General features: G+C 48.0%; 26 protein-coding genes and 3 pseudogenes. 16 read left to right on the top strand and 13 right to left on the bottom strand.

Translation table 11 applies throughout. The features are described 5' to 3' along the window. Positions 1-19 precede the first annotated feature (19 nt). Together dnaN and recF are read left to right on the top strand one after the other, a co-directional pair. A complete protein-coding gene (gene dnaN, locus WDN47_03575; protein MEJ0021637.1) occupies positions 20-1,117 on the top strand; it encodes a DNA polymerase III subunit beta in 1,098 nt (365 codons plus the stop codon). 31 nt (positions 1,118-1,148) lie between these two features. Beyond that, positions 1,149-2,210 (top strand): DNA replication and repair protein RecF, encoded by a 1,062-nt coding sequence (gene recF, locus WDN47_03570; GenBank protein MEJ0021636.1) that lies wholly within the window; start codon positions 1,149-1,151, stop codon positions 2,208-2,210. 36 nt (positions 2,211-2,246) lie between these two features. On the opposite strand, the gene WDN47_03565 is transcribed toward recF, so the two are convergent. The 9 genes and pseudogenes from WDN47_03565 to tsaE all read right to left on the bottom strand — a co-directional run bounded on the left by WDN47_03565 (position 2,247) and on the right by tsaE (position 7,514). Next, the gene (locus tag WDN47_03565) at positions 2,247-2,618 is read right to left on the bottom strand and encodes a hypothetical protein (protein MEJ0021635.1); all 372 of its coding nucleotides are present in this window, start codon (positions 2,616-2,618) and stop codon (positions 2,247-2,249) included. Then, positions 2,608-2,886, bottom strand: coding sequence for a hypothetical protein (locus WDN47_03560; GenBank protein MEJ0021634.1), 279 nt, complete (start codon positions 2,884-2,886; stop codon positions 2,608-2,610). The genes WDN47_03565 and WDN47_03560 overlap by 11 nt, the downstream gene beginning before the upstream one ends. 232 nt (positions 2,887-3,118) lie before the next feature. Further along, positions 3,119-3,535 (bottom strand): hypothetical protein, encoded by a 417-nt coding sequence (locus WDN47_03555; protein ID MEJ0021633.1) that lies wholly within the window; start codon positions 3,533-3,535, stop codon positions 3,119-3,121. A gap of 214 nt (positions 3,536-3,749) precedes the next feature. Continuing rightward, positions 3,750-4,791 (bottom strand): annotated as a pseudogene (gene ruvB / locus WDN47_03550) (Holliday junction branch migration DNA helicase RuvB). 31 nt (positions 4,792-4,822) lie between these two features. Next, a complete protein-coding gene (locus tag WDN47_03545) occupies positions 4,823-5,404 on the bottom strand; it encodes an aminopeptidase (GenBank protein MEJ0021632.1) in 582 nt (193 codons plus the stop codon). Then, positions 5,295-5,642, bottom strand: a complete 348-nt coding sequence (locus WDN47_03540) for an aminopeptidase (protein ID MEJ0021631.1) — start codon at positions 5,640-5,642, stop codon at positions 5,295-5,297. The genes WDN47_03545 and WDN47_03540 overlap by 110 nt, the downstream gene beginning before the upstream one ends. Next, entirely contained in the window at positions 5,626-6,060 is a 435-nt protein-coding gene (locus tag WDN47_03535) for an aminopeptidase (GenBank protein ID MEJ0021630.1), read from the bottom strand. The genes WDN47_03540 and WDN47_03535 overlap by 17 nt, the downstream gene beginning before the upstream one ends. A gap of 28 nt (positions 6,061-6,088) precedes the next feature. Continuing rightward, entirely contained in the window at positions 6,089-7,201 is a 1,113-nt protein-coding gene (locus WDN47_03530; GenBank protein ID MEJ0021629.1) for a VanW family protein, read from the bottom strand. After that, entirely contained in the window at positions 7,179-7,514 is a 336-nt protein-coding gene (gene tsaE, locus WDN47_03525) for a tRNA (adenosine(37)-N6)-threonylcarbamoyltransferase complex ATPase subunit type 1 TsaE (GenBank protein MEJ0021628.1), read from the bottom strand. Before tsaE ends, WDN47_03530 begins: the two co-directional genes overlap by 23 nt. A gap of 195 nt (positions 7,515-7,709) precedes the next feature. Here tsaE and WDN47_03520 point away from each other — a divergent pair, with 195 nt between their 5' ends. Genes WDN47_03520 through WDN47_03505 form a run of 4 tightly spaced genes read left to right on the top strand, consistent with a single transcriptional unit; the run spans position 7,710 to position 10,797 of the window. Next, positions 7,710-8,849 carry a hypothetical protein gene (locus WDN47_03520; protein ID MEJ0021627.1) on the top strand — a complete coding sequence of 380 codons (1,140 nt, stop codon included), beginning with the start codon at positions 7,710-7,712 and terminating at the stop codon, positions 8,847-8,849. Between the two features lie 57 nt (positions 8,850-8,906). Beyond that, positions 8,907-10,391: a GspE/PulE family protein gene (locus tag WDN47_03515; protein MEJ0021626.1), complete on the top strand. Its 1,485-nt coding sequence runs from the start codon at positions 8,907-8,909 to the stop codon at positions 10,389-10,391. Further along, the gene (locus WDN47_03510; GenBank protein ID MEJ0021625.1) at positions 10,352-10,540 is read left to right on the top strand and encodes a hypothetical protein; all 189 of its coding nucleotides are present in this window, start codon (positions 10,352-10,354) and stop codon (positions 10,538-10,540) included. The genes WDN47_03515 and WDN47_03510 overlap by 40 nt, the downstream gene beginning before the upstream one ends. A 14-nt stretch (positions 10,541-10,554) precedes the next feature. Continuing rightward, complete coding sequence (locus WDN47_03505; protein MEJ0021624.1) at positions 10,555-10,797, top strand: hypothetical protein; 243 nt, start codon at positions 10,555-10,557, stop codon at positions 10,795-10,797. 15 nt (positions 10,798-10,812) lie between these two features. Here the strand turns inward: WDN47_03505 and WDN47_03500 are convergent, their stop codons facing one another. Then, positions 10,813-11,397: a hypothetical protein gene (locus tag WDN47_03500; GenBank protein ID MEJ0021623.1), complete on the bottom strand. Its 585-nt coding sequence runs from the start codon at positions 11,395-11,397 to the stop codon at positions 10,813-10,815. A 114-nt stretch (positions 11,398-11,511) separates the two neighbouring features. Between WDN47_03500 and WDN47_03495 the strand changes: the two genes are divergently transcribed. The 3 genes from WDN47_03495 to WDN47_03485 are packed head-to-tail and all read left to right on the top strand — an operon-like array spanning position 11,512 to position 14,255. Further along, positions 11,512-12,225 carry a 5'-3' exonuclease H3TH domain-containing protein gene (locus tag WDN47_03495; GenBank protein MEJ0021622.1) on the top strand — a complete coding sequence of 238 codons (714 nt, stop codon included), beginning with the start codon at positions 11,512-11,514 and terminating at the stop codon, positions 12,223-12,225. Continuing rightward, positions 12,143-13,789, top strand: coding sequence for a DNA polymerase (locus WDN47_03490; protein ID MEJ0021621.1), 1,647 nt, complete (start codon positions 12,143-12,145; stop codon positions 13,787-13,789). The genes WDN47_03495 and WDN47_03490 overlap by 83 nt, the downstream gene beginning before the upstream one ends. A gap of 1 nt (position 13,790) precedes the next feature. Beyond that, entirely contained in the window at positions 13,791-14,255 is a 465-nt protein-coding gene (locus WDN47_03485) for an 8-oxo-dGTP diphosphatase (protein MEJ0021620.1), read from the top strand. A 46-nt stretch (positions 14,256-14,301) separates the two neighbouring features. On the opposite strand, the gene rpsT is transcribed toward WDN47_03485, so the two are convergent. The 3 genes and pseudogenes from rpsT to uvrB all read right to left on the bottom strand — a co-directional run bounded on the left by rpsT (position 14,302) and on the right by uvrB (position 16,862). Continuing rightward, on the bottom strand, positions 14,302-14,565 hold the full coding sequence (gene rpsT / locus WDN47_03480) for a 30S ribosomal protein S20 (protein ID MEJ0021619.1): 264 nt from the start codon (positions 14,563-14,565) through the stop codon (positions 14,302-14,304). An 84-nt stretch (positions 14,566-14,649) separates the two neighbouring features. Next, complete coding sequence (locus WDN47_03475; protein ID MEJ0021618.1) at positions 14,650-14,844, bottom strand: zf-HC2 domain-containing protein; 195 nt, start codon at positions 14,842-14,844, stop codon at positions 14,650-14,652. 21 nt (positions 14,845-14,865) lie between these two features. Next, positions 14,866-16,862: pseudogene (gene uvrB, locus WDN47_03470) on the bottom strand (excinuclease ABC subunit UvrB). Positions 16,863-16,936: 74 nt separating this feature from the next. Here uvrB and WDN47_03465 point away from each other — a divergent pair. From WDN47_03465 to WDN47_03435, 7 genes and pseudogenes are all read left to right on the top strand, one after another. Continuing rightward, positions 16,937-17,764, top strand: coding sequence for a hypothetical protein (locus tag WDN47_03465; protein MEJ0021617.1), 828 nt, complete (start codon positions 16,937-16,939; stop codon positions 17,762-17,764). Between the two features lie 548 nt (positions 17,765-18,312). Next, the gene (ruvA, locus tag WDN47_03460; protein ID MEJ0021616.1) at positions 18,313-18,879 is read left to right on the top strand and encodes a Holliday junction branch migration protein RuvA; all 567 of its coding nucleotides are present in this window, start codon (positions 18,313-18,315) and stop codon (positions 18,877-18,879) included. Then, positions 18,876-19,817 carry a peptidoglycan bridge formation glycyltransferase FemA/FemB family protein gene (locus tag WDN47_03455; protein ID MEJ0021615.1) on the top strand — a complete coding sequence of 314 codons (942 nt, stop codon included), beginning with the start codon at positions 18,876-18,878 and terminating at the stop codon, positions 19,815-19,817. The genes ruvA and WDN47_03455 overlap by 4 nt, the downstream gene beginning before the upstream one ends. 23 nt (positions 19,818-19,840) lie before the next feature. Next, entirely contained in the window at positions 19,841-20,410 is a 570-nt protein-coding gene (locus WDN47_03450; GenBank protein ID MEJ0021614.1) for a hypothetical protein, read from the top strand. Between the two features lie 18 nt (positions 20,411-20,428). Then, positions 20,429-20,818: a tRNA (adenosine(37)-N6)-threonylcarbamoyltransferase complex dimerization subunit type 1 TsaB gene (tsaB, locus tag WDN47_03445; GenBank protein MEJ0021613.1), complete on the top strand. Its 390-nt coding sequence runs from the start codon at positions 20,429-20,431 to the stop codon at positions 20,816-20,818. Further along, positions 20,815-22,035 (top strand): MFS transporter, encoded by a 1,221-nt coding sequence (locus tag WDN47_03440; protein ID MEJ0021612.1) that lies wholly within the window; start codon positions 20,815-20,817, stop codon positions 22,033-22,035. The genes tsaB and WDN47_03440 overlap by 4 nt, the downstream gene beginning before the upstream one ends. A 185-nt stretch (positions 22,036-22,220) precedes the next feature. Continuing rightward, positions 22,221-25,610: pseudogene (locus WDN47_03435) on the top strand (DNA-directed RNA polymerase subunit beta). The last annotated feature ends 56 nt before the right edge of the window (positions 25,611-25,666 follow it).

Below are 25,666 nucleotides of genomic sequence, written 5' to 3'. Positions count from 1 at the left end.
ATTATTATCTAATAAAGTCATGAAGTTAATATGCACCAAGGAAAATCTGAAAAAAGGTTTGTTCATAGTCAGTCGCGTAGTGGGAAGCGGGAACCCTTTGCAGGTTTTGAACAATATTCTGATCAAGACCGACCAGGGAAGGATCAAACTATCTTCAACTAATTTAGAGATAGGAGTGAATACCTGGGTCGGCGGCAAAATCGAAGAAGAAGGAGCGCTGACAGTACCGGCGAAACTGATCAATGAATACATTAATAATCTTCCGAGCGAAAAGATCACCCTTGAAAGCAAAGATAATACAACCCTGACTTTGGAATCAGAAAACTATCACACAAGCATTAAGGGGCTGTCACATGAAGACTTTCCCCTTATTCCGCAAGTGAGTGAGGAGCCGTTTAGCAAAATCGATTCTCTTGAACTGAAAAATGCATTTGCGGAGACCATTTGGGCTTCCGCAGCCAACGAAACCCAGCCTGAAATATCGGGTATTTTTATGGCTTTTGAGCAAGATTCAATTCGTGTGGCTGCCACTGACCGGTACCGGCTGGCGGAACGCACAGCCCAGCTTTTGGAGCCTGCCGCCAGTACGAAGGAAGTGATCATCCCGGCCAGAGCCGTGTCCGAGTTTTATAAGATTCTTACCACTGATAAGGGCCAGGTTGAGATCTATTTCTCAGAAAGCCAGGTTTTATTCAAGTTTGACGAAACTGAACTGATCTCAAGGCTGATTGACGGCCAATACCCGGACTACCGCCAGATCATTCCCAAGGACTTTAAGACCGAGGCTGTGGTTTCCCGCGAAGAGTTCATCCATGCTCTTAAGGCGGCAGCTTTGTTTGCGCCTGATTCAAACAATGTCAATTTGGAAGCAGGTCCCGCGGGCATTACCGTGACAGCTGCGTCCATGGCCTCAGGCGAGAACATCACTTTGATCAAGGCAAAAGTTGAAGGTGATGAGAACCGGGCTGTGTTCAATTTCCGGTATCTTCTCGATTGCCTGAATAATATTTCTGAACCGACAGTGAACTTCAAGATGATCAATGACGCTTCGCCGGCCGCCATCACGCCAACCGGCCGGGATAATTATATTTATATCGTGATGCCGATCAAACTATAAGCTATCAGCACTAAGATTGCAGCTTATAGCCATGAGACTTCAGAATATATCCTTAGAAAATTTTAGAAATTATTCCAAAGTCAGCGTTCCGACCGACGCTGACTTAATTCTTATTCTGGGAGAAAATGCGGCGGGCAAGACCAATTTTTTGGAAAGCATATATTTTTTATCCCGGCTCAAATCATTCCGAGTGCAGGATGATCTGCTGGTCAGAAACCAGGAAAATTATTTTAACTTATCAGCGCTTTTCGGTGAGCAGAAATTGGAACTGGTAGTGCAAACCAAACCCGCGCTAAAAAGGCAATTTAAATCGGGCGGACAGAAGACCCAGCGTACTTTCTGGAAAACTTTTCCCGTGGTGCTGTTTGTGCCCAATGATTTGAATTTATTCCATCTGGGTCCCGTGCTCAGAAGGAAGTTTTTCGACGAGACTATATCTCAGGTCGACCAAACTTATGTTCTGGACTTAGGATCGCTGGATCATATCTTGAAGCAGAAAACAGCGTTGTTCGAGCAAATTTATCAGGGCCAGGCCAAGCCTTTTGAGCTTGATGTCTGGAATCAGGAATTGGCGCCGGTGGCCATAAGGATCACTAAAAAGCGGCAGGAATTGGTTGATTTTATTAATCAAAAATTATCAGGCCGGATCAGCCAATTGACCGGATTTAACAATCAAGCCCGGCTTGAATATAAAAGGATGTTTGCTAATACAGAGGAGGAATTGCTTGCCAGCCTCAAAGCGCATGGTGAAGCGGAAGTCAGAAGCGGAAAAAACCTGATCGGGCCGCACCGCGATGATTTTGAATTGCAAAAAGACAGCCAGCTTAATATTTATAACTCTTCCCGGGGCGAGTTGCGCGCACAAGTGTTGGCCCTAAAGCTCCTGCAGGCCGAATATTTGTCCGGAAGCGGAAGAAAACCGATCATACTGCTCGACGACGTATTTTCCGAGCTTGATGAGATCCGCCGGGGCAGGCTTTTGGAAAATCTTTCCGGCCACCAGATTTTCATCACATCGACCGAGGAACACCATTTGCCCCAAATCGCCAAAAGCGCTCTGATGCTGAAAGTTGAAAATAATGAAATAAAATAAAAAAAGCCGCAGAGCGGCTTTTTTTAAAGCTTTCTACTATTTTCGTTTGGCTGAAGTTTTGCTCGCGATCAATTTATTGACCTTCTTCGGCAAGTGTTTCTTGATCTTCGACCAATTGGCCTTGAGTTCTTTGGCAAGCATGGCATAGGCTTCAGGGTTTTCTTTCTGGAATTTCTGGTACTTTTTCATTACTTTCTGGGCCGCCAGGTTGTAATTCTTTTCGTTGATCTCTTTTAATTTTCTGATCTCTGCCACAACTTCCCGTTTGGCTTTATTCATCCAGGCTGCTGCGGATTTGCGGTGTTTCGCCCCGTCTTTGCCGAAAAAATAATAAGTTGCGGCCGCTGTTGCAACTGCCGCCAGGCCCAGACCGGTCTTGAGAACCAAATGCTTGTTCTTAGTTGCCATTATTTTCCTTTCTTACTTTTTTTAAAGATATTTTTAAAAAATTTATTACATGCCCGAATCTGATCCCTTCGGTGCGCACATTTTGCCTCAGATCATCGATATCCTGTTTAAGGTCATCGCTTACTGTTTTAGCCTGATTCGATATGTGTTTTACGTCGCTTAGAATTCGAATCAGATAAACCAGCAAAATCACGAGCAGGATACCCAAAACGACCGTGACCAAACTTGTTATAAAGAAGAAAAGATCCATTTTTACGAACTCGCTCATATTTCAAATCACCTTGGAATTAAATTATAGCAGATACACCGGAAAATGTCATATAAAGCAACTCCGCATTTTATAAGTCTATTTTTTCAACGGTCCTTTGTTGATTTTTTCCGTATCCGGCAGCTGTTCGTACAGATCCAGGATCAATTTTTCAATACGGGCGGGATTGGGCACGCGCGAGAAAGTGAACCGTTCCGTTTGGCCAGCAGTTTGAATGTATACGTTGCCATAATCAAGAAAAGTGCCGAAAATTCCCGATACATCGGAGGGTAACGTCTTCCACTCTGCTTAAGTGAAGCTCGGAAACTGTTCGTCTGATCAAAGATTCCTGGACAATATCCACTACGCGTTCATCGGTTATGATCTGCACATTTAAATAATAAATTATCCAGATCATCAGAAGGCCCAGCATCAGAAACATGAAATAGACGCTTTTAATTAAATTGACATATCCGAGATAAGGCATGGTATTTAACACCGGAGCAAAACTATTGATCGCCCAACTCGACAGCAGCAGAATAGCTGCAAATAACAGCCACGCGAAGAGACGAAAAAAGAAGACCATCCAGTGTTCGCGCACGACCAGACAGATCTCTTCGTTTTCCTGCTGGCCCGGAAATAAGATCCTGTGTTTAAAATCTAATGGCATTGAGATTGATGACCGCGGCAGCGTATAAGCTGGCCGAAATTAGCAAATATAGGAATGAAACAATGAATGCCAGAACCTTCGACTGGCCGAAGCGGATAAGCGCATAAACGGCCAAAAGACTGTATAACGCAAACCCGGCCATGAGCAGATAAAATACTAAGGCTAAAATTGTGGCGCCCCAGCGAGGTTGGTTGGTAAGCGGTCATAAGAATTTTTACAACAGTGTTTGTATCTCTGTTTTTTTCAAAGGTTTCTTAAGATGGTCATATGCGGCAGGCGTGGCCACCCGGCCCTTGGGGGTTCTCGCGATCAATCCGAGCCGCAGCAGATACGGCTCATAAATTTCTTCTATCGTGCCTGCGTCTTCAGAAGTGGCGGCGGCAATAGAGGAGATGCCGACCGGGCCGCCGGCAAATTTTTCGATCAGCGCCAGGAGGATCCTGCGGTCGTTGCCGTCGAGGCCCAGATCGTCAACCTCCAGCTGGGCCAGCGCCTGCTGCGCCACTGACTGATTAATTTTACCACCGGCTTTGACTTGGGCAAAATCGCGGGACGCGTTTGAGCAGGCGGTTAGCCACCCTGGGAGTTCGCCGGGCGCGCTTGGCAATTTCCTGTTTGCCCATCTCATCGATCTTGATATTCAGAATTTTGGCCGCCCGCTCAATGATCTGTCCGATCTCCGGCTCTTCATAATAGTCCAGCCGGTAAGTCATGCCGAACCGGTCGCGGAAGGGTGCGGTCAAAAGGCCGATCCTGGTGGTGGCGCCGATCAGCGTGAACTTCGGCAGATCCAGACGCAGCGCTTTGGCCCCGGCTCCTTTGCCGAGCACGATGTCCAGGCAATAATCTTCCATCGCCGGGTAAAGAATTTCTTCCACGGTTTTATTCAGGCGATGGATCTCATCAATGAACAATACGTCGTTCTCGGTCAGATTGGTCAGCAGAGAAGCGAGGTCTCCGGCTTTTTCAATGGCCGGACCTGAAGTGATCTTGATGTTGGAGCCGATCTCGCGGGCGATGATATGGGCGAGCGTGGTTTTGCCGAGGCCGGGAGGTCCGTAAAGCAGAATGTGCTCCAATGTTTCGTTGCGGGCGGATGCTGCATCAACCAAAATCTTCAAATTTTCTTTGATCTTTTCCTGACCGACGTAGTCCGACAGTTTTTGGGGACGGAGAGTTGCCTCAAACAGCGTTTCTTCAGAAACGGGAGCCGGGCTGATGATGTCTATTTCAATGTCATTGGTTTCAATCGCCATAATGGTAGTATAGGCTACCCTGAAACCGGCATCAAATCACGAATTTACCTTGTGTGTAGATGATTTTTTCCTGTCCGTTTTTCAGATGTGCGGTCACGGTCCGCGGGGTGGTGGAAATGATGTCCGTATGCACGGATGAGTCGTTGAATCCCAATGCTGCCGCCTGTTTTTTATTAAGTTTAGATACATCGCCTGAGAAAGTGTCGCGATAGGACATGCCGAGAGCTAAGTGTGTGTTGCCATTTGGGCCGCCCATGTTCTCGTCAAACAGCGTTTCTGCCATGAATTTGGTGATGCGCGAGAAGCGCTTGTCGGTCAGCGAGTATTCTCCGATTTTGTCGGCGCCCTTTGTTGCGATCATTTGTTTCAGTAATTTTTCGTTCGACGAAGCACTGCTTTTAACCACCCTGCCGTTTTTGAACCAAAGCTGAATCCCCGTGATCTTATTACTGTAGCGGTAGAGCGGCTGATTAAAGCGGATCCAGCCGTTTGTTCCGCGCCAATCAGGGGAAGTGAACAGTTCGAAGCTCGGAATGTTGCGGCCGCTGCCCCCGAGCCAGTTGCGCTTTTCTCCAAGCTTGATTCCAAAGGTCCATGTCAGGACCCACCGCATGCAAACGGTCGGTTTTGGGCGCTAATTTGTTAAGCTTGGAACGGTAACTCTCCAAATCCCTGTAAACCTGTTTCCATTTTGCGATGGGATCTGATTGATCCAGAAAGCAGGCCTTGATGATCTGGTCCCAATAAGCTTTTTCCGAAAGACCGGCTTCAGCAGCCATGGCTTTTGTTCCGTAAAGGGCAATTGTCCAGGTGAAAATTCCTTTCCACTCTTTTTCATGCCGCCAATCCATGAAAGGCTTCAGCGCCTCTCCCCGGCGCATGATTTTTTTTGGGATCAACGCCTCTTAAGGCGTGAGGATCAATCGTAGACAGAAGAAATATGGAATGATCCATCTGGTTGACCAGGCCTTTCAGATATTTGTCGGGAAAAAAATCCAATTGGTGTTGTTCCGCTTGTTCGTAAAAATAGCGGGTAAAACTCTCATTACGTCGTTTGTCGCCCTGCTCGTCATCCGGGGAATAATGAGAGATGACGTGGCCTCCAGCATCCACGACCGCGTTGCAGACTGCCAAAAACAGCGGCTTTGCCGATTCGTTGGCGCTGACCCTGACGACCTCTCCTTTTTTTATCCCCTTGCCGCTACCGAGCGCGAAGCGGACCAGCACTTTGGCATAACGGTCAAGTATTGTTTTGCTAGGTAGATACATAGTTATTAGTGGGTTAATTGTTGACCTGCTACTTGCGGATTTGGCGTTGCGGGAGCAACGACAGAATCATGGTGAAAAGCGCAGGCGGCAAATAAGTGCTTTTGAAAGTCTGATTCGTGGTCTGGCCATTTAGAGTGACATGCCTGGTCCAATCGGCTTTCATGGACCCATCCGGTTTTTTATCGTATACGGTTGGGCCGTCAAAAGCCACTACCCGGTCGTCTTTCGTGCCAAAAAAATCAAAGTATAATTTTTTCCCCTCCACTCGGGTCCGGATCAGCAGGGAACTGGGCAGGTTGTTCACGAATTTCAGGTCAGCTGAGCCGGGATAAATTGTGGCATCTGTTCCCTGCGGCGCATAGTACTGCACGGCAAATGAATGGTTTCTGCGTGCAGTGACCGGCAGACCCGCATTCATGGCAGCCCGAAAAGTTGTAGTCGAAACCTGGCACAAGCCGCCGCCAAATTCGGGGAGCACGCCTTCAGGCTTGATCACCAGCTCCGGCAAAAAACCGTGGACGTCATCCACATCTCCAAGATATTTATCGAAGGAAAATTCCTGCCCGGGCGAGATTATCAGACCGTTGAACTTATCGGCACCCACTTTAATGTTGTGGATGCGATTGCTTGGAGAGCCTGCAAAGTTTGACTCACCCGTTGCGACCAGCTCCTTGATCCCCAGATCATTGGTGTCAGCCAGGGAGCCCTTTCCGGAAGTTTCCACAACCGGCAGGTCGATCAAGATCATATCTGATGTCAAAAGGGCGCGCAAAGCATATAGATCTATGACCTGCCCGTTCTGGCCCGGATCAAACTTAGTAGCTACACTATCTGTAATTTCAAGCACCGCCTGATGCGCCTGCTGGTCAACTTCTTGTTCTATCTGCTCAATATCGTTGACGGAAGTTTCATCCAGTAATCGGGTCGATTGTTTTACGGCATTACCGAAGAGTGCGGCTTGGGCCACATCCGGCAGATCAAAGTCATTGCGGACAAAACCCTGGTTCACTAATTGAGCTTGATCCGCCGGCACTTCCCAGTGTTTATCTTGAAACGTCAACGTTTTGGCATGCGCTAAAACCGCCGGCAAAAACAGCAGCAGGCTTATGAAAATTAATTTAGCCGATTTTAATGCTGACATCACGTTTGTTGTCTTTTTTAACTTTTAAGTTAATCAGTATATCACATTGCCTGTATATTTGCGGGAAACGGTCCGCCCATTCGATCAATACCAAATTTTTGTTTTTGATCATATCGGAAAGCCCCAGCGGGTGCAGTTCGGTTTGTTTTTTCAGCCGATAAAAGTCTATATGATAAAAAATACCTTGCGCAACTGGATATTCGTGCGTGACCACAAACGTCGGGCTGGTCACATGTTTGACGCCGAGGCTTTTGGCAAAGGCTTTGATGAACGTGGTTTTGCCGCTGCCCAGTGGACCGGTTAAACCAACCAATGCGGGGCCGTCCGCGCAATTGTCGTGCCAGTTCTCTTGCCAGTTTTTTTACCTGGTTCAAATCTAGATTCTTGTACGCAGTCATAAGCTATTCTAGCATTTAAGCCAAAAATCGGTCGAGAGTAAGGCCAGCGGGCAGATAGGCGGTTGACCAAGTTTGCCGAATCTGATATAGTATTATGATTTGATAAATATATGGATCTACCCCAGCAAATTATTGCCAAAATTTCCCAGGCCAAAAACATTCTGATCATTGCCGCAGGCTCAAGCGGCGATGGTTTATCGGCTTCTTTGGCTTTGCGGGCGTTTCTGAAAAAATTGGAAAAAGAAGTCACTCTGTTAAGCTTTACGGAAGTATCTTCCCGGTTTGATTTTTTGCCCGATTATTCCGAAGTGATAACCCGGATCGATCTTACCAAAAGCTTGGTCATAAATGTTGCCACGAACAGAACCCAGATGTCGGAATTGAGCTATAAGAAAAATTCGGACCAGCTCTCTATCTATATCAAGCCAAAAAAAGGAGAATTTAGCACTGATGACATTTCTTTTGACACTTCCGCTTTTCCATTTGAGCTGGTGGCCCTGATCGGCATTTCAAGTCTGGAACAGCTAGGCGAATTTTACAGCCAGAACGCACAATTGTTCTTCCAAACCCCGATCCTGAACATTGATTTTAGGGGCAGCAACGAGAATTACGGCCAATTGAATTTCGTGGACCTGACCGCGACCTCGGCATCGGAAATTATTTTGGATCTGATCAATAAATTTGAAAGCAGCCTGCTCGATGAGAACATCGCTACACAGCTGCTGACCGGAATTATTACTGAGACCAACAGCTTCCAGCATATTAGGACAACTCCCCAGACATTCCTCAAGGCTTCCCAGCTTGTGTCTTTGGGCGCCAATCAGCAGGAGATCGTCGGGCATTTGTATAAGAGCAAGAGTTTGGGCCTGTTGAAGTTATGGGGGAGGGTTTTGGCCAGGCTCAAACAAGATTTTGATAATCTGCTTGTTTATTCCGTGGTTAACCAATCGGACTTGGTTAAGGCCGGCGCTTCTGAAGAGGACGCGAAGGGGATCATTAAGGAAATGGTTTCGCAGCTCTCCTTTGCCAAGATCTTTTTGTTCTTGAAGGAAGAATCGGCAACCAGCACGACAGTGTTTTGCCATACCTTGATCCCCCTGAATTTGACCGGTTTGTTCAGCCAATTTCACTCCGATGAGGTAACTGCGCAGGCCGTGAAATTTACGGTCCCGGATTCGGCGGTTAATACTGAAAAACAGATTTTGGCCCTCCTTGGCAAGGAAGTGACGAAGTTCAAAAGCACAATTTAGGAATATAAATCAATAAGCGAATTGTGTTATACTAAGCATAGAATTAAAGCCAAATCTATGCTTTATACCTCGGATAAGGCGATGCATGTCAAGCAGGTTTATTCTGAACTTGACCGCAAATTCGAAGAGCAAGAAACCGAAAAATTAGCAGCAGAACAAAATATCGGGTACATCAATCTTTACGGATTTCCGGTTGATACTCAGGCTTTGAATATGATCAGCCGCGAGCAGGCTGCGGATCTGCATGCCGCAGTATTTTATATGGAAGGCCGCAACCTCAAGATCGGGGTTGTGGGCTCTCCGCTGCCGATCCAGCCTCTGGTCAAGCAGCTTACAGAACAGGGTTATTTTGTCGAGAGTTATCTGATCTCGCTTTCGAGTTTTAAGCGCATTCTTGATGAGTATAGAAAGGTCGTAAAAACGATCCATAAATCCGGCTCAATTAAGCTTGCAAGCAGCGATTACCAGGTCAGTTCTTTGAAGGAACTGGCTACTAAATTTTCCGAAGTTTCAGCAACAGAGATCATCGAGCAAATTTTAGGCGCGGCTCTGCACTTGGAGGCATCCGACGTCCACGTGGAACCGGAAGCAGGCGACGTGAAGGTGCGTTTCCGCATTGACGGGGTGTTGCAGGATGCCGCTTCTCTGCATTTGGATCTGCATCACCAGATCATCTCGCGCATTAAAATTCTTTCCAAGCTCAAGCTGAATGTGACTGCCACTCCGCAGGACGGCAGCTTTAGTTTTACCTATGATGACGCGCCCATCGACATTCGCGTTTCCATAATTCCTTCGGCTTTCGGCGAATCGATCGTCTTGCGAATCCTGCGGCAAGATAAGGGCAGCCTGAAGTTTGAGGATCTGGGATTCACAGGCATCGCATTAGAAAGATTAAGGCATGAAATGGACAAGCCCAACGGCATGATCCTGGCCACAGGCCCGACCGGCAGCGGTAAAACGACCACGCTCTATGCGATCTTAAATAAACTTAACGAACCGGGATTGAAGATCATCACTCTGGAAGATCCGGTGGAATATAGGATAGCCGGCATTACACAAACTCCGATCGACGTGCGGGCCGGCATGACTTTTGCCTCAGGCCTTCGGGCTATTTTGCGCCAGGACCCGGATATTGTCATGATCGGCGAAATGCGCGATCTGGAGACCGCGGAAACCGCCTGCCAGGCGGCCCTGACCGGCCATATCGTGCTTTCCACCCTTCACACAAACAACGCACCCGCCGCAGTCCCGAGGCTTTTGGACCTGGGGATCAGGCCGTATACTCTGGCTCCGGCCATTAATGCGATCATCGGCCAGCGTTTGATCCGCAAGATCTGTCCGTTTTGTAAAATAGAATATAAATTGGCCGATAACCTGCAGTCCCGCGTGGAGATGATCCTGAAAACGGTTCCGAAAATTCAAAAGTTGAAGTCCCGAAAAAACTGGTTTTTTTTCACAGCCCGGGCTGTGAAAAATGCAAAGGCTTGGGGTATAAGGGCCGGTTGGGGGTTTATGAGGTTTTTACGATCAATGATGAGATAGAAAAATTGATCACCAGCGGCGCGACCACCACGGAGATCAAGAATCAGGCTGTCGCGGACGGCATGATCACCATGGCGCAGGATGGGATCTTGAAAGCTTTGCAGGGCATCACCGATGTCGAGGAAGTTTTCCGCGTAACTGAAGAATAAATAATAATAAATTTATGGATACCAACAGCGAGCTCCGCTGGCAGGAGGATGAGCTTCGAAAAGACGAAACAGATCTTAAGCGTGCGCAAGACGATGTCCGCAGGCTAGAACCGAAAATCGTACAGGATAAAAGAAAGATCGCGGATCTGCAAAGCCGCAAAAGACAGGAAGAAGACAAGGCCAGAAGGGATGCTGACCAAAAGCGCCGGGATGACGAAACCCGCAGGCGGGAACAGAGCGGAAAACGCCGAGCATAAAAAAACCAAGACAAATTACTTATCTTGGTCAGATGTTTTTTCAACATTTTTTTGTGCTGTCAAAGCATCTCCGAGCCGCTCTTGCCATTCCTCATCCGAGTGAGTTACCGTTTCGAGGTCGCCAGCATTGTCTTTTGACTTGACGGGCAGGCCCTGTCCAGAATTCTTAATATCTGGAGCAGGCCTGGTAGGTTCGCGTTTCATCGCTTCTATGGGTACGAGCTCCGCATCAGGTTCGGGTTCAGCAATAACTCGTCGCATAAATGGCCCACGGTTGCCCTTACTGATGTTTGGCCCGAATAATTTTTCCATGAGGGATTGGATGGCGGGCACTCCGCTTGATACGACCTGTACCTTAAGACCCTTCTGTTCGAAAATGTTCTTCAGCTTCTCGCCTGACGAACCCAGCGCAGCGTTGATCAGCACTAATCTTGCGGACTCTGGAAAGATGCTGGTTTCCAAAGCTTGGTTAAAATCCCAGAACAGGCACCATTCGCAGTAGCGCTGGCGCACCATCTCATCCAGATCATAGCCCACGACAATTGCCGCATCCTCAGGTTCGAGCATGGGCAAATCAGCAGGTTTCTTTGTCCTTGGCATTATTCCTCCTGCAAACAAATCAAATTTGCATCTTAGTATAATTATAACGTCTAAAAAATAAGCGTCGGACAGGAAGGCGGTTTTTTGGTATGATTACCATACTTTTATGGCTGAATCCAAACGAAAACTTTTATTGATCGACGGGCATGCGCTGTTTCATCGCGCCTTCCACGCTCTGCCGGCGATGTCGAACAAGGACGGATTTCCACCGGCGCCATTTTCGGATTTTTTTCCATGTTCTTTAAAGCATTGGAAGATATTAAACCATCTCATACTCTGGTTACTTTTGACGTGAAGGGGCCGACTTTCCGCGACAAACTCACAACCGATTATAAAGCCACGCGGAAAGCCGCACCTGATGAGTTGTTGGTGCAATTGCCGAAGATCAAAGAGATTTTGACGGCTTTGGATATTCCTATTTATGAAAAAGAGGGATTTGAAGCTGACGACCTGCTAGGGATCATTGCTCATAAAACCCCGAAAGATGTTCTGAATATCATTGTCACCGGAGACATGGACCTGCTGCAGCTGATAGATAATCATACTCAAGTTTACCGGTTCAAAACCGGATTTTCAGATATTCAGATCTTTGATATTGATAAGATGGTTGAGGTCACGGGCCTGCATCCGTCGCAATGGGTGGATTACAAAGCTATTCGTGGAGATACCTCCGACAATATTCCGGGAGTGCCGGGGATCGGAGAGAAAGGAGCGTTAGAACTCATCAAGCAATTTGGCAGTTTGGATGGCGTGTACGAAGCCGTGGAAAAACAAAGCAAAAAAGATCAAAGCCGGGACTCTGCAAAAATTGATCGACGGCAAGGCTAAAGCGTACTTGTCGTATAAACTGGCTTTCATAGACCAAAAAGGCGAGCTGAATTTTGATTTTGAGAAAACCAAGCTTGGCGATTACGATCAAACGAAAGTCGTCCGGCTTTTGAACAGTCTCGGAATCAAGGCTTTGAATGCCCGCCTGCCCAAAGTTTCCAAAGGTTCGCAGGCAGAATTGGTCGCAGCTCCGGTTATTCCGGGCAAACCAAATGCTGTGATCAAAACGGCTGAAGAAGCCTTGATCGCCGCATATTTGTGTAATCCGGGCCAGCGCAGTTATGAAGTTGGTGATTGGGCTGATTTGGCGACCGAGTTAAAAGAAAAAAATGTCCTGAAAATTTTCCAGGATATTGAAGTGCCTCTGATATCTGTGCTTAAAAATATGCAGAAGCGGGGCATTAAAATAGATCTGGTCTGGCTTTCGGATCTATCCAAGCAGCTTGATAAACGCATTAAACAGCTAGAAAAAGAAATTCATAAGCACGCCGGAGGCGAGTTCAATATTTCTTCTCCCAAGCAATTGCAGGAAGTATTATTTGAAACATTGCAGATCCCGACGGAAAACATCAAGAAGAACAAAAAATCCGGCGGCATGTCCACGGCCGCCAACGAGCTGGAAAAAATGCGCAAGCTTCATCCGATCATTGAGCTGATCTTTGAATACCGCGAACTGACAAAATTAAAATCCACTTACGTCGATGCGTTGCCATTGCTTGTATCCAAAGCAGACGGCCGCATCCATACAACTTACAGCCAGACCATTGCCGCGACCGGGAGATTGTCTTCAATTAATCCTAATTTGCAGAACATCCCTATCCGTACGGATCTGGGGAACGAAGTGCGGAAAGCTTTTATCGCGGAAAAAGGAAAAGTGTTGCTGTCGCTGGATTATTCGCAGATCGAATTGCGCATTGCAGCCTCTCTTTCCGAAGATCCGGAGATGATCAAGATCTTCAAATCAGGCGGGGATTTTCACACCGCCACCGCAGCCAGAATTTTTAATGTTCCGGAAGACAAGGTAACGCCTAATCAGCGCCGCGATGCGAAAACCATTAACTTTAGTGTCTTGTACGGAGTATCAGCATTCGGACTTTCGTCACGATCCGACATGAGCCGCGCTGAAGCCGGCGAGCACATTAAACAATACTTTGAAGTTTTCAAAAAACTCAAAAAATATATTGACGGCACGATCGAAAAAACCCGCAAGCAGGGATTTATTACAAATTCTCTGGGCCGTATCAGGTATTTGCCGGAGATCAACGCCTCAAACTTTGCGGTGCGGGGAGCCGCAGAGCGGCAGGCTTTCAATATGCCTCTGCAATCCCTGGCCGCGGACATAATCAAAATGGCCATGATAGAAATTGATAAAAAACACCCGGATGCGCAAATGCTATTATCAGTTCACGATGAATTGGTGTTTGAGACCGAGAAAAATAAAGCTGAACAGCAGGCCAAATATATCAAAAATATCATGGAGAATGTCTATAAGCTCAAAGTCCCGATCGAGGTCCATGCCAAATCCGGCGACAACTGGTCGGAGATGGAGAAGATAAAGATCTAGCATGCGGCAGTCCACGCTTTGTTTATTGGTTAGAGATGATGAAATTCTCTTGGCCATGAAAAAGCGCGGATTTGGGGCGGGTAAGTGGAATGGTTACGGGGGCAAGCCTTTGGATGGTGAAAATATCGAACAAACCGCGCTGCGCGAAATGCAGGAAGAGATCGGCGTGACAGTAGAATCTGCTGATCTGACAAAAGTTGCTTGTCTGGAGTTTTATTTTAAGACCAAGAAAGAATGGGACCAGGAAGTCAGCATCTTTGTTGCTAGGAAATGGACTAGCGAGCCTGTTGAAACCGAGGAAATGAAACCGCAATGGTTCAAGTTCAAGGAAATACCATATGATCAAATGTGGCCGGACGATAAATATTGGCTGCCAAAGGTTTTGGCAGGCCAAAAACTGGAAGGAGAATTTTATTTCAATGATGACAACACCGGCTTTGAAAAGTTTGATCTAAGGGAAGTATAAAAAAACCGCCGACGAGGCGGTTCTTGCTACTGAGCATGCTTGGGTACTATTTCATTTTCGCCACCATGGCCGATAACCTTGATTTATGCCGGTTGGCGTTGTTCTTGTGAATGATGTTTTTCTTGGCAGCTTTGTCCAGGGCGGCAAAGGCGGCGGATAAAGCTTTATGGGCTTCGGATTTATCGGCAGCCGCTACAAATTTCTTGACCGCCTTGCCCGTTTTCCGGACGACTTCCAAGGATTTGAGGTTATTGATGCGGCGTTTTATATTCTGTCTGGCGGCTTTGATCGCTGATTTAGTGTTGGGCATACGAGGTGGGATTAGTAATAAGCTTTTGGATAATAGCAGGTAATTGGAGTTTGTTCAAGACAATAAAAAGAGCCTTGATGCGCATCAAGGCTGATCTTTGTCTTTCGGCGTTCGATCCTCCCTTTGCTGATGCCGTTTGATTTTTGCCCAACAAGCTTCACATTCGAGTACATGCTTTTCGAATTTCGCGAGTTGCCGTTTTGTCAGCACATTGTCTTCTAGCAAATAAGCTCCCAAAAGTTTAGCAGCTTCCGGATCAGTGCATTTCTTTTTTGCCATGGACGCCTCCAATAAGGCGGGTTATTTGAATTTATGTTTTTTCATCCGCGTTTTGGCGCGGATGGCGGTGATGCGGTCGCGAAGAGACGCGGCTTTTTCAAAATCCAGGTTGCGCGCAGCCAAGTCCATCTGGTCCCGCAGTTCTTCAATGGCATAGGCGATATCCTGCTTGCTCATTTTGCTCAGATCCATCTCGTCCGACTGTTTTTTCTTCCGCGACTTTCATGCCGGCCAGGCGCGTTTCTTTGATGCCTTTGATGATCCCGGCAGGAGTGATGCCGTGTTCTTTATTGTAGTCTTGCTGGATCTTCCGGCGGCGGGTTACTTCATCCATGGCGCGCTGCATGGAGCCGGTGATCTTGTCCGCATACATAATGACGTGGCCATCCACGTGCCTGGCGGCCCGGCCCATGGTTTGGATGAGCGAAGTTTCTGAACGCAAGTAGCCTTCCTTGTCCGCATCCAGGATGGCGACCAGGGAAACTTCCGGCAGGTCCAATCCTTCACGCAAAAGATTGATGCCCACGACCACATCATAAACTCCCAAGCGCAGGTCGCGCAGGATCTCCAGCCGCTCCAGGGTTTCAATGTCCGCATGCAGATATTGTCCGCGGATGCCGTATTCAACCAAATAGTTGGACAGTTCTTCCGCCATATTTTTGGTCAATGTCGTTACCAGTACGCGCTGTTTTTGTTTAACTCTTTTTTGGATCTCTTCCATAAGGTCGTCGATCTGGTTTTTCGTCGGGCGGATCTCTATTTCCGGGTCCAAAAGTCCGGTCGGCCGGATGAGCTGCTCGGCCACTTGCTTGGAAACAGCCAATTCCCGCTCTTTGTTCGGTGTTGCGGAAACAAAGATGGTCTGGCCGATCCTTTTCTCAAACTCTTCAAATTGCAAAGGCCTGTTATCAGCGGCAGACGGCAGACGGAAGCCGTAATCGATGAGGGTTTTTTTTCCGCGACTGATCCCCGAGGTACATGCTGCCGATCTGGGGAACGGTAATATGCGACTCGTCAATGAACAGCAAAAAATCATCCGGGAAATAATCCAGCAGCGTGGACGGCGGCTCGCCGGGTTTGCGGAAATCCAGTTGCCTGGAGTAGTTTTCAATGCCTGCCACAAAGCCCGTTTCAAGCATCATTTCAATGTCAAAATTGGTGCGCTGTTCAATTCTCTGGGCTTCAACAAGTTTATCCTGGGATTTGAAAAATTTGACCTGATCGGCCAGTTCATTGCGAATGTTGCCGATGGCTGCGAATAATTTTTCTTTGGGCGTGACGAAATGCTTGGCTGGGAAAATAGTTATTTCCTCATGAACCCCGAAATCCTGGCCGGTGAGTGGATCATGCTCCGAGATCTTTTCTATCTCGTCGCCATTGAAATTCAGGCGCAGGATCTTGTCCGCGGAAGCCGGGATGAGTTCCACCACATCGCCGCGGACGCGGAACGTGCCGCGGGTCAGGTTGACGTCGTTGCGCATGAATTGCAGGTCCGTCAGGCGCCGCAGGAACTTATCGCGCTTAAAAGTTTCCCCGGTTTTGATGGGCATGGACAGCTCCAGATAATTGGCCGGATTGCCCAAGCCGTAAATGCAAGATACGGACGCGACGATGAGCACGTCTTTGCGCGACAACAGACTTTGCGTGGCCGCGTTTCTCAATTTATCTATTTCTTCATTGATCTCGGTCTCCTTTTCAATGTAAGTATCAGAGCGGGGGATGTAAGCTTCCGGCTGGTAGTAATCATAGTAAGAGACAAAGTAATGCACGGCGTTTTCCGGAAAGAAATCCTGGAACTCGCTCGCCAGTTGCGCTGCCAAAGTTTTATTATGGGAAATGATCAGAGTCGGTTTCTGGATCTTTTGGATGACATTGGCCATGGTAAAAGTCTTGCCTGAGCCGGTGACGCCAAGCAGGGTTTGGTAGCGGTATTTTTTTTCCAGGCCTTTGATCAGTTTTTCTATTGCCTGCGGCTGATCGCCAGCCGGTTTGAATTCGGATTGAAGCTGGAATTTCATAGCAATCTTCATTTTAGCAGACTTGGCAATAACCTGTATAGGGTTTAAGATACGTCAAAGGAAAAGGTGGACCTATGCGCCTCGTAACGCTTGTTTTGGCCTGTTTACTGCTCAAAAGTGCCATATTGCTGGCGCAAGGCTCGGATGATTTATTGCCATCCCGGTCGATCCTGCCCCAGGACCTAAGACTGGACATTCCAGCGCCGCCATTGCCTGATCCGCAGCCCTGGATTAAGGAGTACAAAGCCTGGCAGAAGTGGGCTGCGGAATGGCTCGATAGACCCCAGTGGGTGTTGTATCCGTTTCCGTATCCATTTTGGAAAGATGAGCCGGATTTGTTCAGCTACAAATCGCCTCGTCGGATCGAGCCTTTGCCTCCTGACTGGCTAGAGTCAGCATGCGTCGAGTCGGAGGGATTGCTGGCCGCTGATGATCTGCTCGCTGAAGCCTGCAAACTTTTCTCTGACTGGAAAGACGGGTATGTCGTCCAGCGGATCCGGCGGCAGATGTCGGCAACCAGCATTCAAAACGAGCGAACGGTCAAGACCGTTCTCTACGAGCACCTTCACGTGGCCGGTCTTGGAACAAACATGCAAGCCCAGCCCAGCCCCAGAGCCTATGGCTTGGCAGGGCTTCACATGACGATTGATATACATGGCAGGTGGCAGATGTACGCTTTCCCGGGAGTCCTCGCAGTTAGAGTACCCAACTGGGACGGGAAGCAAATCATCACGATCGGATATGATTGGGGGTTTGCGATCAGGCTGTTTGATTTTGAAATTCCCTATTTCAAAATTCCAGGCAGAGCCCACGTCAATATTATCAAGGTCTGGATGCCGGAAATCCAGACGCAGGTCGATATGATCGGATTGTCTATAACCCCGAGGCGGAAAACCAAATGAGTCGAACTTCGCAGTTCGGCTTCTTTTTTTTGGCAAAAAAAAACCGGCAGCGCCAGTGGCACGGCAGGTCAGGGTTCTATATAACCCAATCGAATGGATTGCAGTGCCATTGCTCCGGTTTTCGAAGGAGATTATAAACGACAGCGAATGGACAGATCCAAAAAGCAAGAAGAGTGAAGCTGAGTGCTATAAATAATAGGCCAGGCAGAACTAATGCGCACGATACCAAAAACAAACCAGCCAGAAATTCTCCTACTCCTTTGATATTCATGATGGCCGGCATCGCCAACCATCCTGTAGTGTAAATCAGGCCGCAAATGATTCCCCACCAGTCGTCTGAACTCCTGGATTTTCCACCCGGCCCTCCGGATTTGATCAGTAAAGTGCTTGCTAAACATACAAGCGTATAGAGCGTGTAGAAAAGCCGGTTTTGGTCCGAAGTATGCCAATCCAACATAACTTCCTCCATAAACTTCTGGATCTTCAGTTGTAAATTAACTTACTTTTCGGAACTTTGTCAATGCTAACATATACGATATAATCAAGACATGATCGGTTCACTCAAAGGTAAAATTACTCATAAATCAGCAAACTATATTATCCTCGAAACCGCGGGTGTGGGATATAAAGTTTTTGTTCCGCCCGTGCTGCTGGTGCCATTTAAGCTGAACCAGGAACTGAGTCTGGTCATTCATACGTATGTGAGGGAAGATCAGATCACTTTATACGGCTTTCAAACTTTTTCGGAATTGGAATTTTTTGAAATGCTGCTCACAGTTTCGGGAGTAGGCCCCAAATCAGCATTGGCGATCATGTCTTTGGCCAGCATTGATATGCTTAAATCTGCCATTGTTTCAGAAGACCCTTCCGTGTTCACCAAAGTTTCCGGTATCGGCCGCAAAACCGCAGAACGTGTGATCGTGGAGTTGAAAGAAAAACTCAAAGACGAAAAATCTGCCATGCCGGTGGCGCGCGAACACTCCGATGCCATGGATGCCCTTGTTGCTCTAGGTTACAGTCAGCAGGAAGCGCGCGATGCGCTGAAAAATGTTCCTAAGGACGTTGCAAATCTGCAAGTAAAAGTTAAAATGGCTCTGAAAGCTCTGCAAAAATGATAACCCCGCTATCACAAGACGCTTGGGATGAAAAAGTCATCGAGCTTGGAGGCTCGATTTTGCAAAGCTGGGTATGGGGGGAATTTCAGGAATCGCTGGGACAAAAAATCCACAGGTTTTCGGGCGAGGATTTTGCTTGCTTGGCTATTGAAACAGCTTTGCCGTTTGGTAAAAAATACGCCTATTGTCCCAGAGGCCCTTTGGGCAATATTGATCCGGCTTTAGTTGATCTAAAAAAACTGGACGAGGACCATTCAATTATTTTTTCGCGCATTGAACCGTTGCAATCTGTAAAATTGCCGCGCGCTGTCAAAGATACGCAACCGGCAATTGACTGGGTCCTGGATCTGGAAAAAACCGAGGAAGAATTGCTGATCGGCATGAAACCCAAAACCCGCTACAACATCAACTTGTCCCAGCGCAAAGGTGTGGTCGTGCGGGAAGGAACTCAAGCTGATCTGATCACGGTCTGGCAGCTGCTTTTGGAAACTGCGAACCGCAATAAAATTAGATTGCATCCGCAAAGTTATTACTTTCAGATGTGGGACCATCTGGCGCCAAAATATTTAAAGATTCTGATCGCTGAATATAAGGGCCAGCCTCTTGCCGGCTTACTTTTGAGTTTATTTGGCGATACCGCGACTTTTTTGCACGGAGGAACTTCACAAAAAATGAAAGAAGCCATGGCCCCGCACTTACTGCATTGGGAAGCGATCAGGCTCGCGCGGAATTTGGGATTCAAACACTATGATTTTGGCGGCGTGGCGCCTGCAAAAGAAGAGAGTCATGCCTGGGCCGGGATCAGCCGGTTCAAAAAAGGCTTTGGCGGATTTGAAGTTAAGTATCCCGGCAGTTTTGATCTTATTTTTTCCCCCATCTGGTATAATGTATATAAGCAGGGACGAACACTTAAAAAAATCCTAAGTACTAAATCCTAATTTCTAAAGAAATTTTTTAGTTCATGCATTATAAAATAGCTGTTTCAGGTTCTGCCACTAACAATTGCACAAGAGGCGCGTATAAAAAATCTTATGAGATCGGCCGGCAAGTCGCGCTCCACGGCTGCGTTTTGGTTACGGGCGCCACGGTCGGCGTACCGGAATGGGCAACCCGAGGTGCGAAATCCGTAGGCGGAATTTCTATCGGACTGTCGCCCGCCGTTTCCAAGCAGGCCCACATTCACACCTATCATCTGCCGACCCGGTATATGGATCTTATCATTTATACGGGGTTTGATTATTCGGGGCGCAACATGCTGATGACGCGATCCGCCGACGGCGTGATAGTGGTTTGCGGCCGTATCGGCACTCTTAATGAATTCACCACCGCGTTTGAAGACAAGCGGGTGGTCGGGGTTTTGACCAAAACCGGGGGGATTGAACAGGATATTGACCGGATCTTGAAACTGGCCGAGCGCGGCCGGAGGCGGATCGTGTTCGATGATGATCCGAAGCGCCTGGTGGATAAGGTCATCAAGCTGATCCGCGTCAACGACAAACAAAAGAGCATGAAATGGAAGGAAGCATCTTAAAAAAATTTCTAATTTCTAATGCTGCTATTTATAGATACTACTGATCAAGATTCTGCGAAATTAACTTTGATCTCGAACAGCAAAACAATAGATCACATTTTTAAAGTCAGCCATAATTTATCAGAAGTATTGATCGGGCAGATCCAAACTTTCTTAAAGAAACAAAAAATAAAATTTGCTGACCTGGACAAGATCGCTGTGGTAACAGGTCCCGGTCATTTTTCCAAGATCCGCACAGCAGTAGCGGCCGCGAATGCCTTGGCTTACGGCTTGGGTATCCCGGTGGTTAGTATTTCTGCAGGCCTTAAGATCGATTGGCAGCAGCTTGCAAAACAGAAGGGCAAAAGAATGACACAGCCGCAATACGGCCGGGAGCCGAATATTACTTTGCCGAAAAAAAGATCATGACGTTCAAATCTTATCTTGATGTGCTGAAGAATATCGATTTTACTAAGCTTTGGATCTCCCAGGCGGCGTCCCAGTTGACCAATTATCTTTTGAGTTTTGCCATTCTGATCAAAGTTTTCCAACTGACCAATTCGTCCGCCGCAGTTTCATCGATCATTATTGCGTTTGGCCTTGGTACGGTTTTTTTCGGCGGCGTTGCCGGAGTGTATGCGGACCGGTTTGACCGGAAATGGCTTTTGACCCTGATAAATTTTTTGCAGGCCGGCAGCGTGGCTTTATATTTTGTGGTCGGGGGCAGTTTATGGGGATTGGTGATTGTCACTTTTTTATACGCATCATTGAACCAGTTCTATCTTCCGGCCGAAGCTCCTTCCATTCCGATTTTAGTCCCCAAAAACCAGCTTTTGATCGCAAACAGCTACTTTGCTTTCACCGGAAGCGCGGCTTTGATCCTGGGCTTTGCCGCAGCAGGCCCCATCACTGTGATCTTCGGCCCCAGCGCGCCATATTTGACGGCAGTTTTATTGCTGCTGCTGGCGGGTTTGTCGACATTATCTCTGCCATCATTGCCGCCGGCGAAAAAAGTGAACAATCCTTATTCATTGGACCGCGTCTGGCATGAATTTAAAGAAGGCGTTGTACATCTTTGGGAGAACAAACAGCTCCACTTCCCGTTGTTAAGCCTTATCGCCATTCAAATTGTGACGGGTATGATGGTCACCATAGCGCCGGTCTTTATACAACAGGCGATCGGGATAAACCTGAACGAAGGATCGTTGTTGGTTGTGGCCCCATTGGGCTTGGGAATCCTGATCGGCGCGTTATTCCTAGGGCTAGAAGAACGGCGTTTCCGCAAAAAAGACCTGATATTTGCCGGATTTCTGGGAATGGGCGTTATGATATTCGCTTTATCTTTTATAAATTTTATTACCTATAAATATTTTTATTACTCCGCCATAGCGCTGATCATCGGGTTTTCTAATGCCCATATTTTTGCCCCGAGCCATTCATTGATCCAAACTTACGCTTTAGCGCACATCCGCGGCCGGATCTACGGAACCTTATATGTACTGCTTCAGGTGGCCGCAACTATGCCTACGATCATTATTGGTTTGCTTGCTGATAGGATCAGTTTAAGCCTGATCGTGGGGGGCTTGGGTGTGCTGCTGCTGATCTTCGGATTATCTATCCGGCCTAGCCATTTGACAAGTTCCTAAAAATGGTTAAAATAAGTTAGTGATATCTAATTTAATAAAAGTCTAGCCAACCAGCGGCTCTTTTTGCGTTTGCAAAAAGAGAAATTATTTTAGTCCCTAAATTTAAAAAAATGGCTAACTTAAGCCTTAATTTAACAGGTCCGACCCGGCAGCAGGGCCTCCGGAAGTTCTTCACACCCTTCCACGAGGTCTTAGAAATGCCAAATTTGATCGAAGCGCAGATCCGGTCCTATAAGTGGTTTTGGGAAAAGGGTTTGAAAGAACTTTTGGAAGAGATTAATTCCATCAAAGATTTTACAGGCAAGAATCTCGAATTGTTTTTTGGCGAACACTATTTGGATAAACCGAAATACGACGAAAAAACCGCCAAAGAGCGCAATACCACTTACGAAGCGCCGCTCTATGTTTCCGTGAAATTGGTGAATAAAGTGACCGGGAAGACAAAGACCCAAGATGTTTACTTGGGTGATTTTCCATTGATGACGCCCAGGGGAACCTTTGTCATCAACGGCGTGGAGCGCGTGGTCGTATCCCAGCTGGTCAAATCTCCCGGCGTATTTTTCACGGGCGAGCCGGCGCGCGGCCGCAACTGGTATGGCGCCAAGATCATTCCCAACCGCGGCGCCTGGCTGGAAGTTGAAACTGACATAAACGGCGTGATCAGCGTCAAGATCGACCGCAAGCGCCGCATCCCGATCACGGCTTTGATGCGCGTGTTCAAATTCGGCACTGACGAGGAAATTTTAGCCGCATTTGCGGATGTTGATACCAATCCGGATATGCGCTACATCCAAAATACCCTGGAAAAAGACCCGTCCAAGAACGCGGATGAAGGATATAAGGAAGTTTACAAAAGGATCCGCCCCGGGGACCTGGCCACTGTTGATAATGCGCGTTCTTTGATCGAAGCCATGTTTTTCCATTCTGACCGCTATGATCTGTCGGAGGTCGGCCGGTACAAACTGAATCAGCGTTTGAATATTAAAGGCCGGGAAGACCGTATCTTGACGAAAGAAGATTTGACCGACATCATCCGCGAAGTCATCCGCCTCAATAATTCGCAGGGCCTGTGGGATGATATTGACCATCTGTCCAACCGCCGCGTCCGCGCAGTCGGCGAGCTGATCCAGGGCAAATTCCGCATCGGGCTGGCTCGCATGAGCAGAATTGCCAAAGACCGCATGAGCTTGGCTGAGATCGAAACCGTAACTCCGGCCCAGCTGATCCATGTCCGCCCGATAGTGGCCGTGATCCAGGAATTTTTCTCTTCTTCCCAGCTTTCCCAGTTCATGGACCAGACCAATCCTTTGGCCGAACTGGAGCATAAACGCAGGCTTTCGGCCATGGGCCCGGGCGGGTTGTCTCGCGAACGCGCCGGTTTTGAGGTCCGCGACGTGCACCGTTCGCATTACGGCCGGCTTTGCCCTATCACTACGCCGGAAGGCCCGAACATCGGCCTGGTAGCGCACCTGGCCAGCTATGCTCGGATCAATGATTTTGGTTTTATCGAAACGCCTTACCGCAAAGTCATAAAGAATCTGCCGAATGACGGCAAAACAGCTGTCGGCGAAATAGCTTTGAATGATTTGAAAGATGAGAATGAAAAAACCATCGTTGCCGCCGGCGAGAAGATCACCAAAGATGCGGCCGAAAAATTATCCGCCAACAAAGCGGTGATCACTCTGCGGGTCAGAGCCCGGATGACGGAAGAGATCATATATTTGGATGCTTATGAAGAGCAGTTCACGGTCATCGCCCAAGCTACAGCGCTGGTGGATGAGAATGGTTTTTTCACCGAACAGCGGACCTCAGCGCGCGTGCATGCCGAGCCTTCAATTGCCGAAACCCAGGACATTGATTACGTTGAAGTTTCTCCGAAACAGATCATTTCCGTCACAACTTCCCTCATCCCTTTTTTGGAACACGATGACGCCAACCGCGCTTTGATGGGTTCAAACATGCAGCGCCAGGCTGTGTCATGCATCAAGCCTGATTCCCCGGTAGTAGGCACCGGCGTTGAGGCCAAAGCAGCTTATGATTCGGGACAGGTGGTCATTGCGGAAACCGACGGAGTGGTTTCCTCGGTTTCCGGTGAAAAGATCATCCTGGCCGAAAAAAGCGGCAAGAAAAAAGAATACTTACTGCAGAAATTTATCCGTTCCAACACTTCCACCTCCATTAACCAGCATCCGACCGTGACCAAAGGCCAGGTCATCAAGGCCGGCCAGCCGATTGCTGACGGTGCGGCGATCGAAAAAGGCGAACTGGCCCTGGGTCAGAACATGCTCGTGGCATTCATGTCATGGGAAGGCGGCAATTACGAAGACGCGATCCTGATCTCATCCCGCGTGGTGGAAAAAGACCGTTATTCCTCGATCCATATTGAAGATTTTAAAGTTGATGTCCGCGACACCAAATTGGGACCGGAGATCATCACCCGCGACATTCCGAATGTCGGCGAAGAAAAATTGAAGGACCTGGACGAGAACGGCGTCATCCGCATCGGCGCCCAGGTCAAAGCCGGCGACATTCTGGTTGGCAAGATCACTCCCAAAGGCGAGACTGACCTGACAGCGGAAGAAAAATTGCTGCGCGTGATCTTCGGCGAAAAATCCCGCGATGTGAAAGACACATCCTTGACCCTGCCGCACGGCGAATACGGCAAAGTCGTCAATATCCGCGAGTTTTCAAGGGAGCAGGGCGACAAGCTGCAGTCCGGCGTCATCCGGTCCATTCAGGTTTCCGTGGCCGTGCTCCGCAAGATCCAGGTCGGCGACAAAATGGCCGGCCGGCACGGCAACAAGGGCGTTATCTCTCAGGTCATTCCGATCGAAAATATGCCGTTCATGGCCGACGGCACGCCAGTGGATATTATTTTAAATCCCCTGGGAGTGGCATCGCGTATGAACATCGGACAGATACTGGAAACGCATCTCGGGTTGGCTGCCAAAAAATTAGGCTATAAAGTTGCATCTCCTGCTCTGGACGGGGTGCCTGAGGAAACGATCAAATCCGAGCTCAAACGCGCAGGATATCCGGAAGACGGCAAGGTTTATTTGTATGACGGCAAGACCGGCACGCAATTCATTGAAAAAGTCACGGTCGGGATCATTTATATGTTAAAACTCCACCATTTGGTGGATGACAAGATGCATGCTAGGTCCACCGGTCCTTATTCTCTGATCACCCAGCAGCCTCTTGGCGGCAAAGCGCAGTTCGGCGGACAGCGATTCGGCGAAATGGAAGTCTGGGCCCTGGAAGGCTATGGCGCAGCGCACACGCTGCAGGAAATGCTGACGATCAAATCAGACGATGTGGTAGGCCGAGCCAAAACTTACGAATCGATAGTGAAAGGCGAGCCTATCAAAAAACCGAACGTACCGGAATCTTTCCGCGTGTTGGTGAAGGAACTGCAATCGCTCTGCCTGAATGTTGAGTTGATCGGCGAAAAATTGGCTTTGGATGATGCGGCAGAATTGCGGGAAATGACAACCACAGATCGTGTCGAAGAAAAGGATAAGATGTTGGAAATGGCCGAAGATAAAGCGGGCAAAAAGAAAAAGCTAAAGAGATAGCTAATTATTTAATACGAAAAAATTGAGTCGCAGTCCCGACTTGTCGGGACGAGAAC

Source organism: Candidatus Doudnabacteria bacterium, assembly GCA_037200925.1.
Classification (GTDB): Bacteria; Patescibacteriota; Doudnabacteria; order UBA920; family O2-02-FULL-48-8; genus JBDTSL01.
The sequence above is the reverse complement of the archived record's forward strand: the minus strand, read 5'-3'. Positions and strand labels throughout refer to the sequence as shown.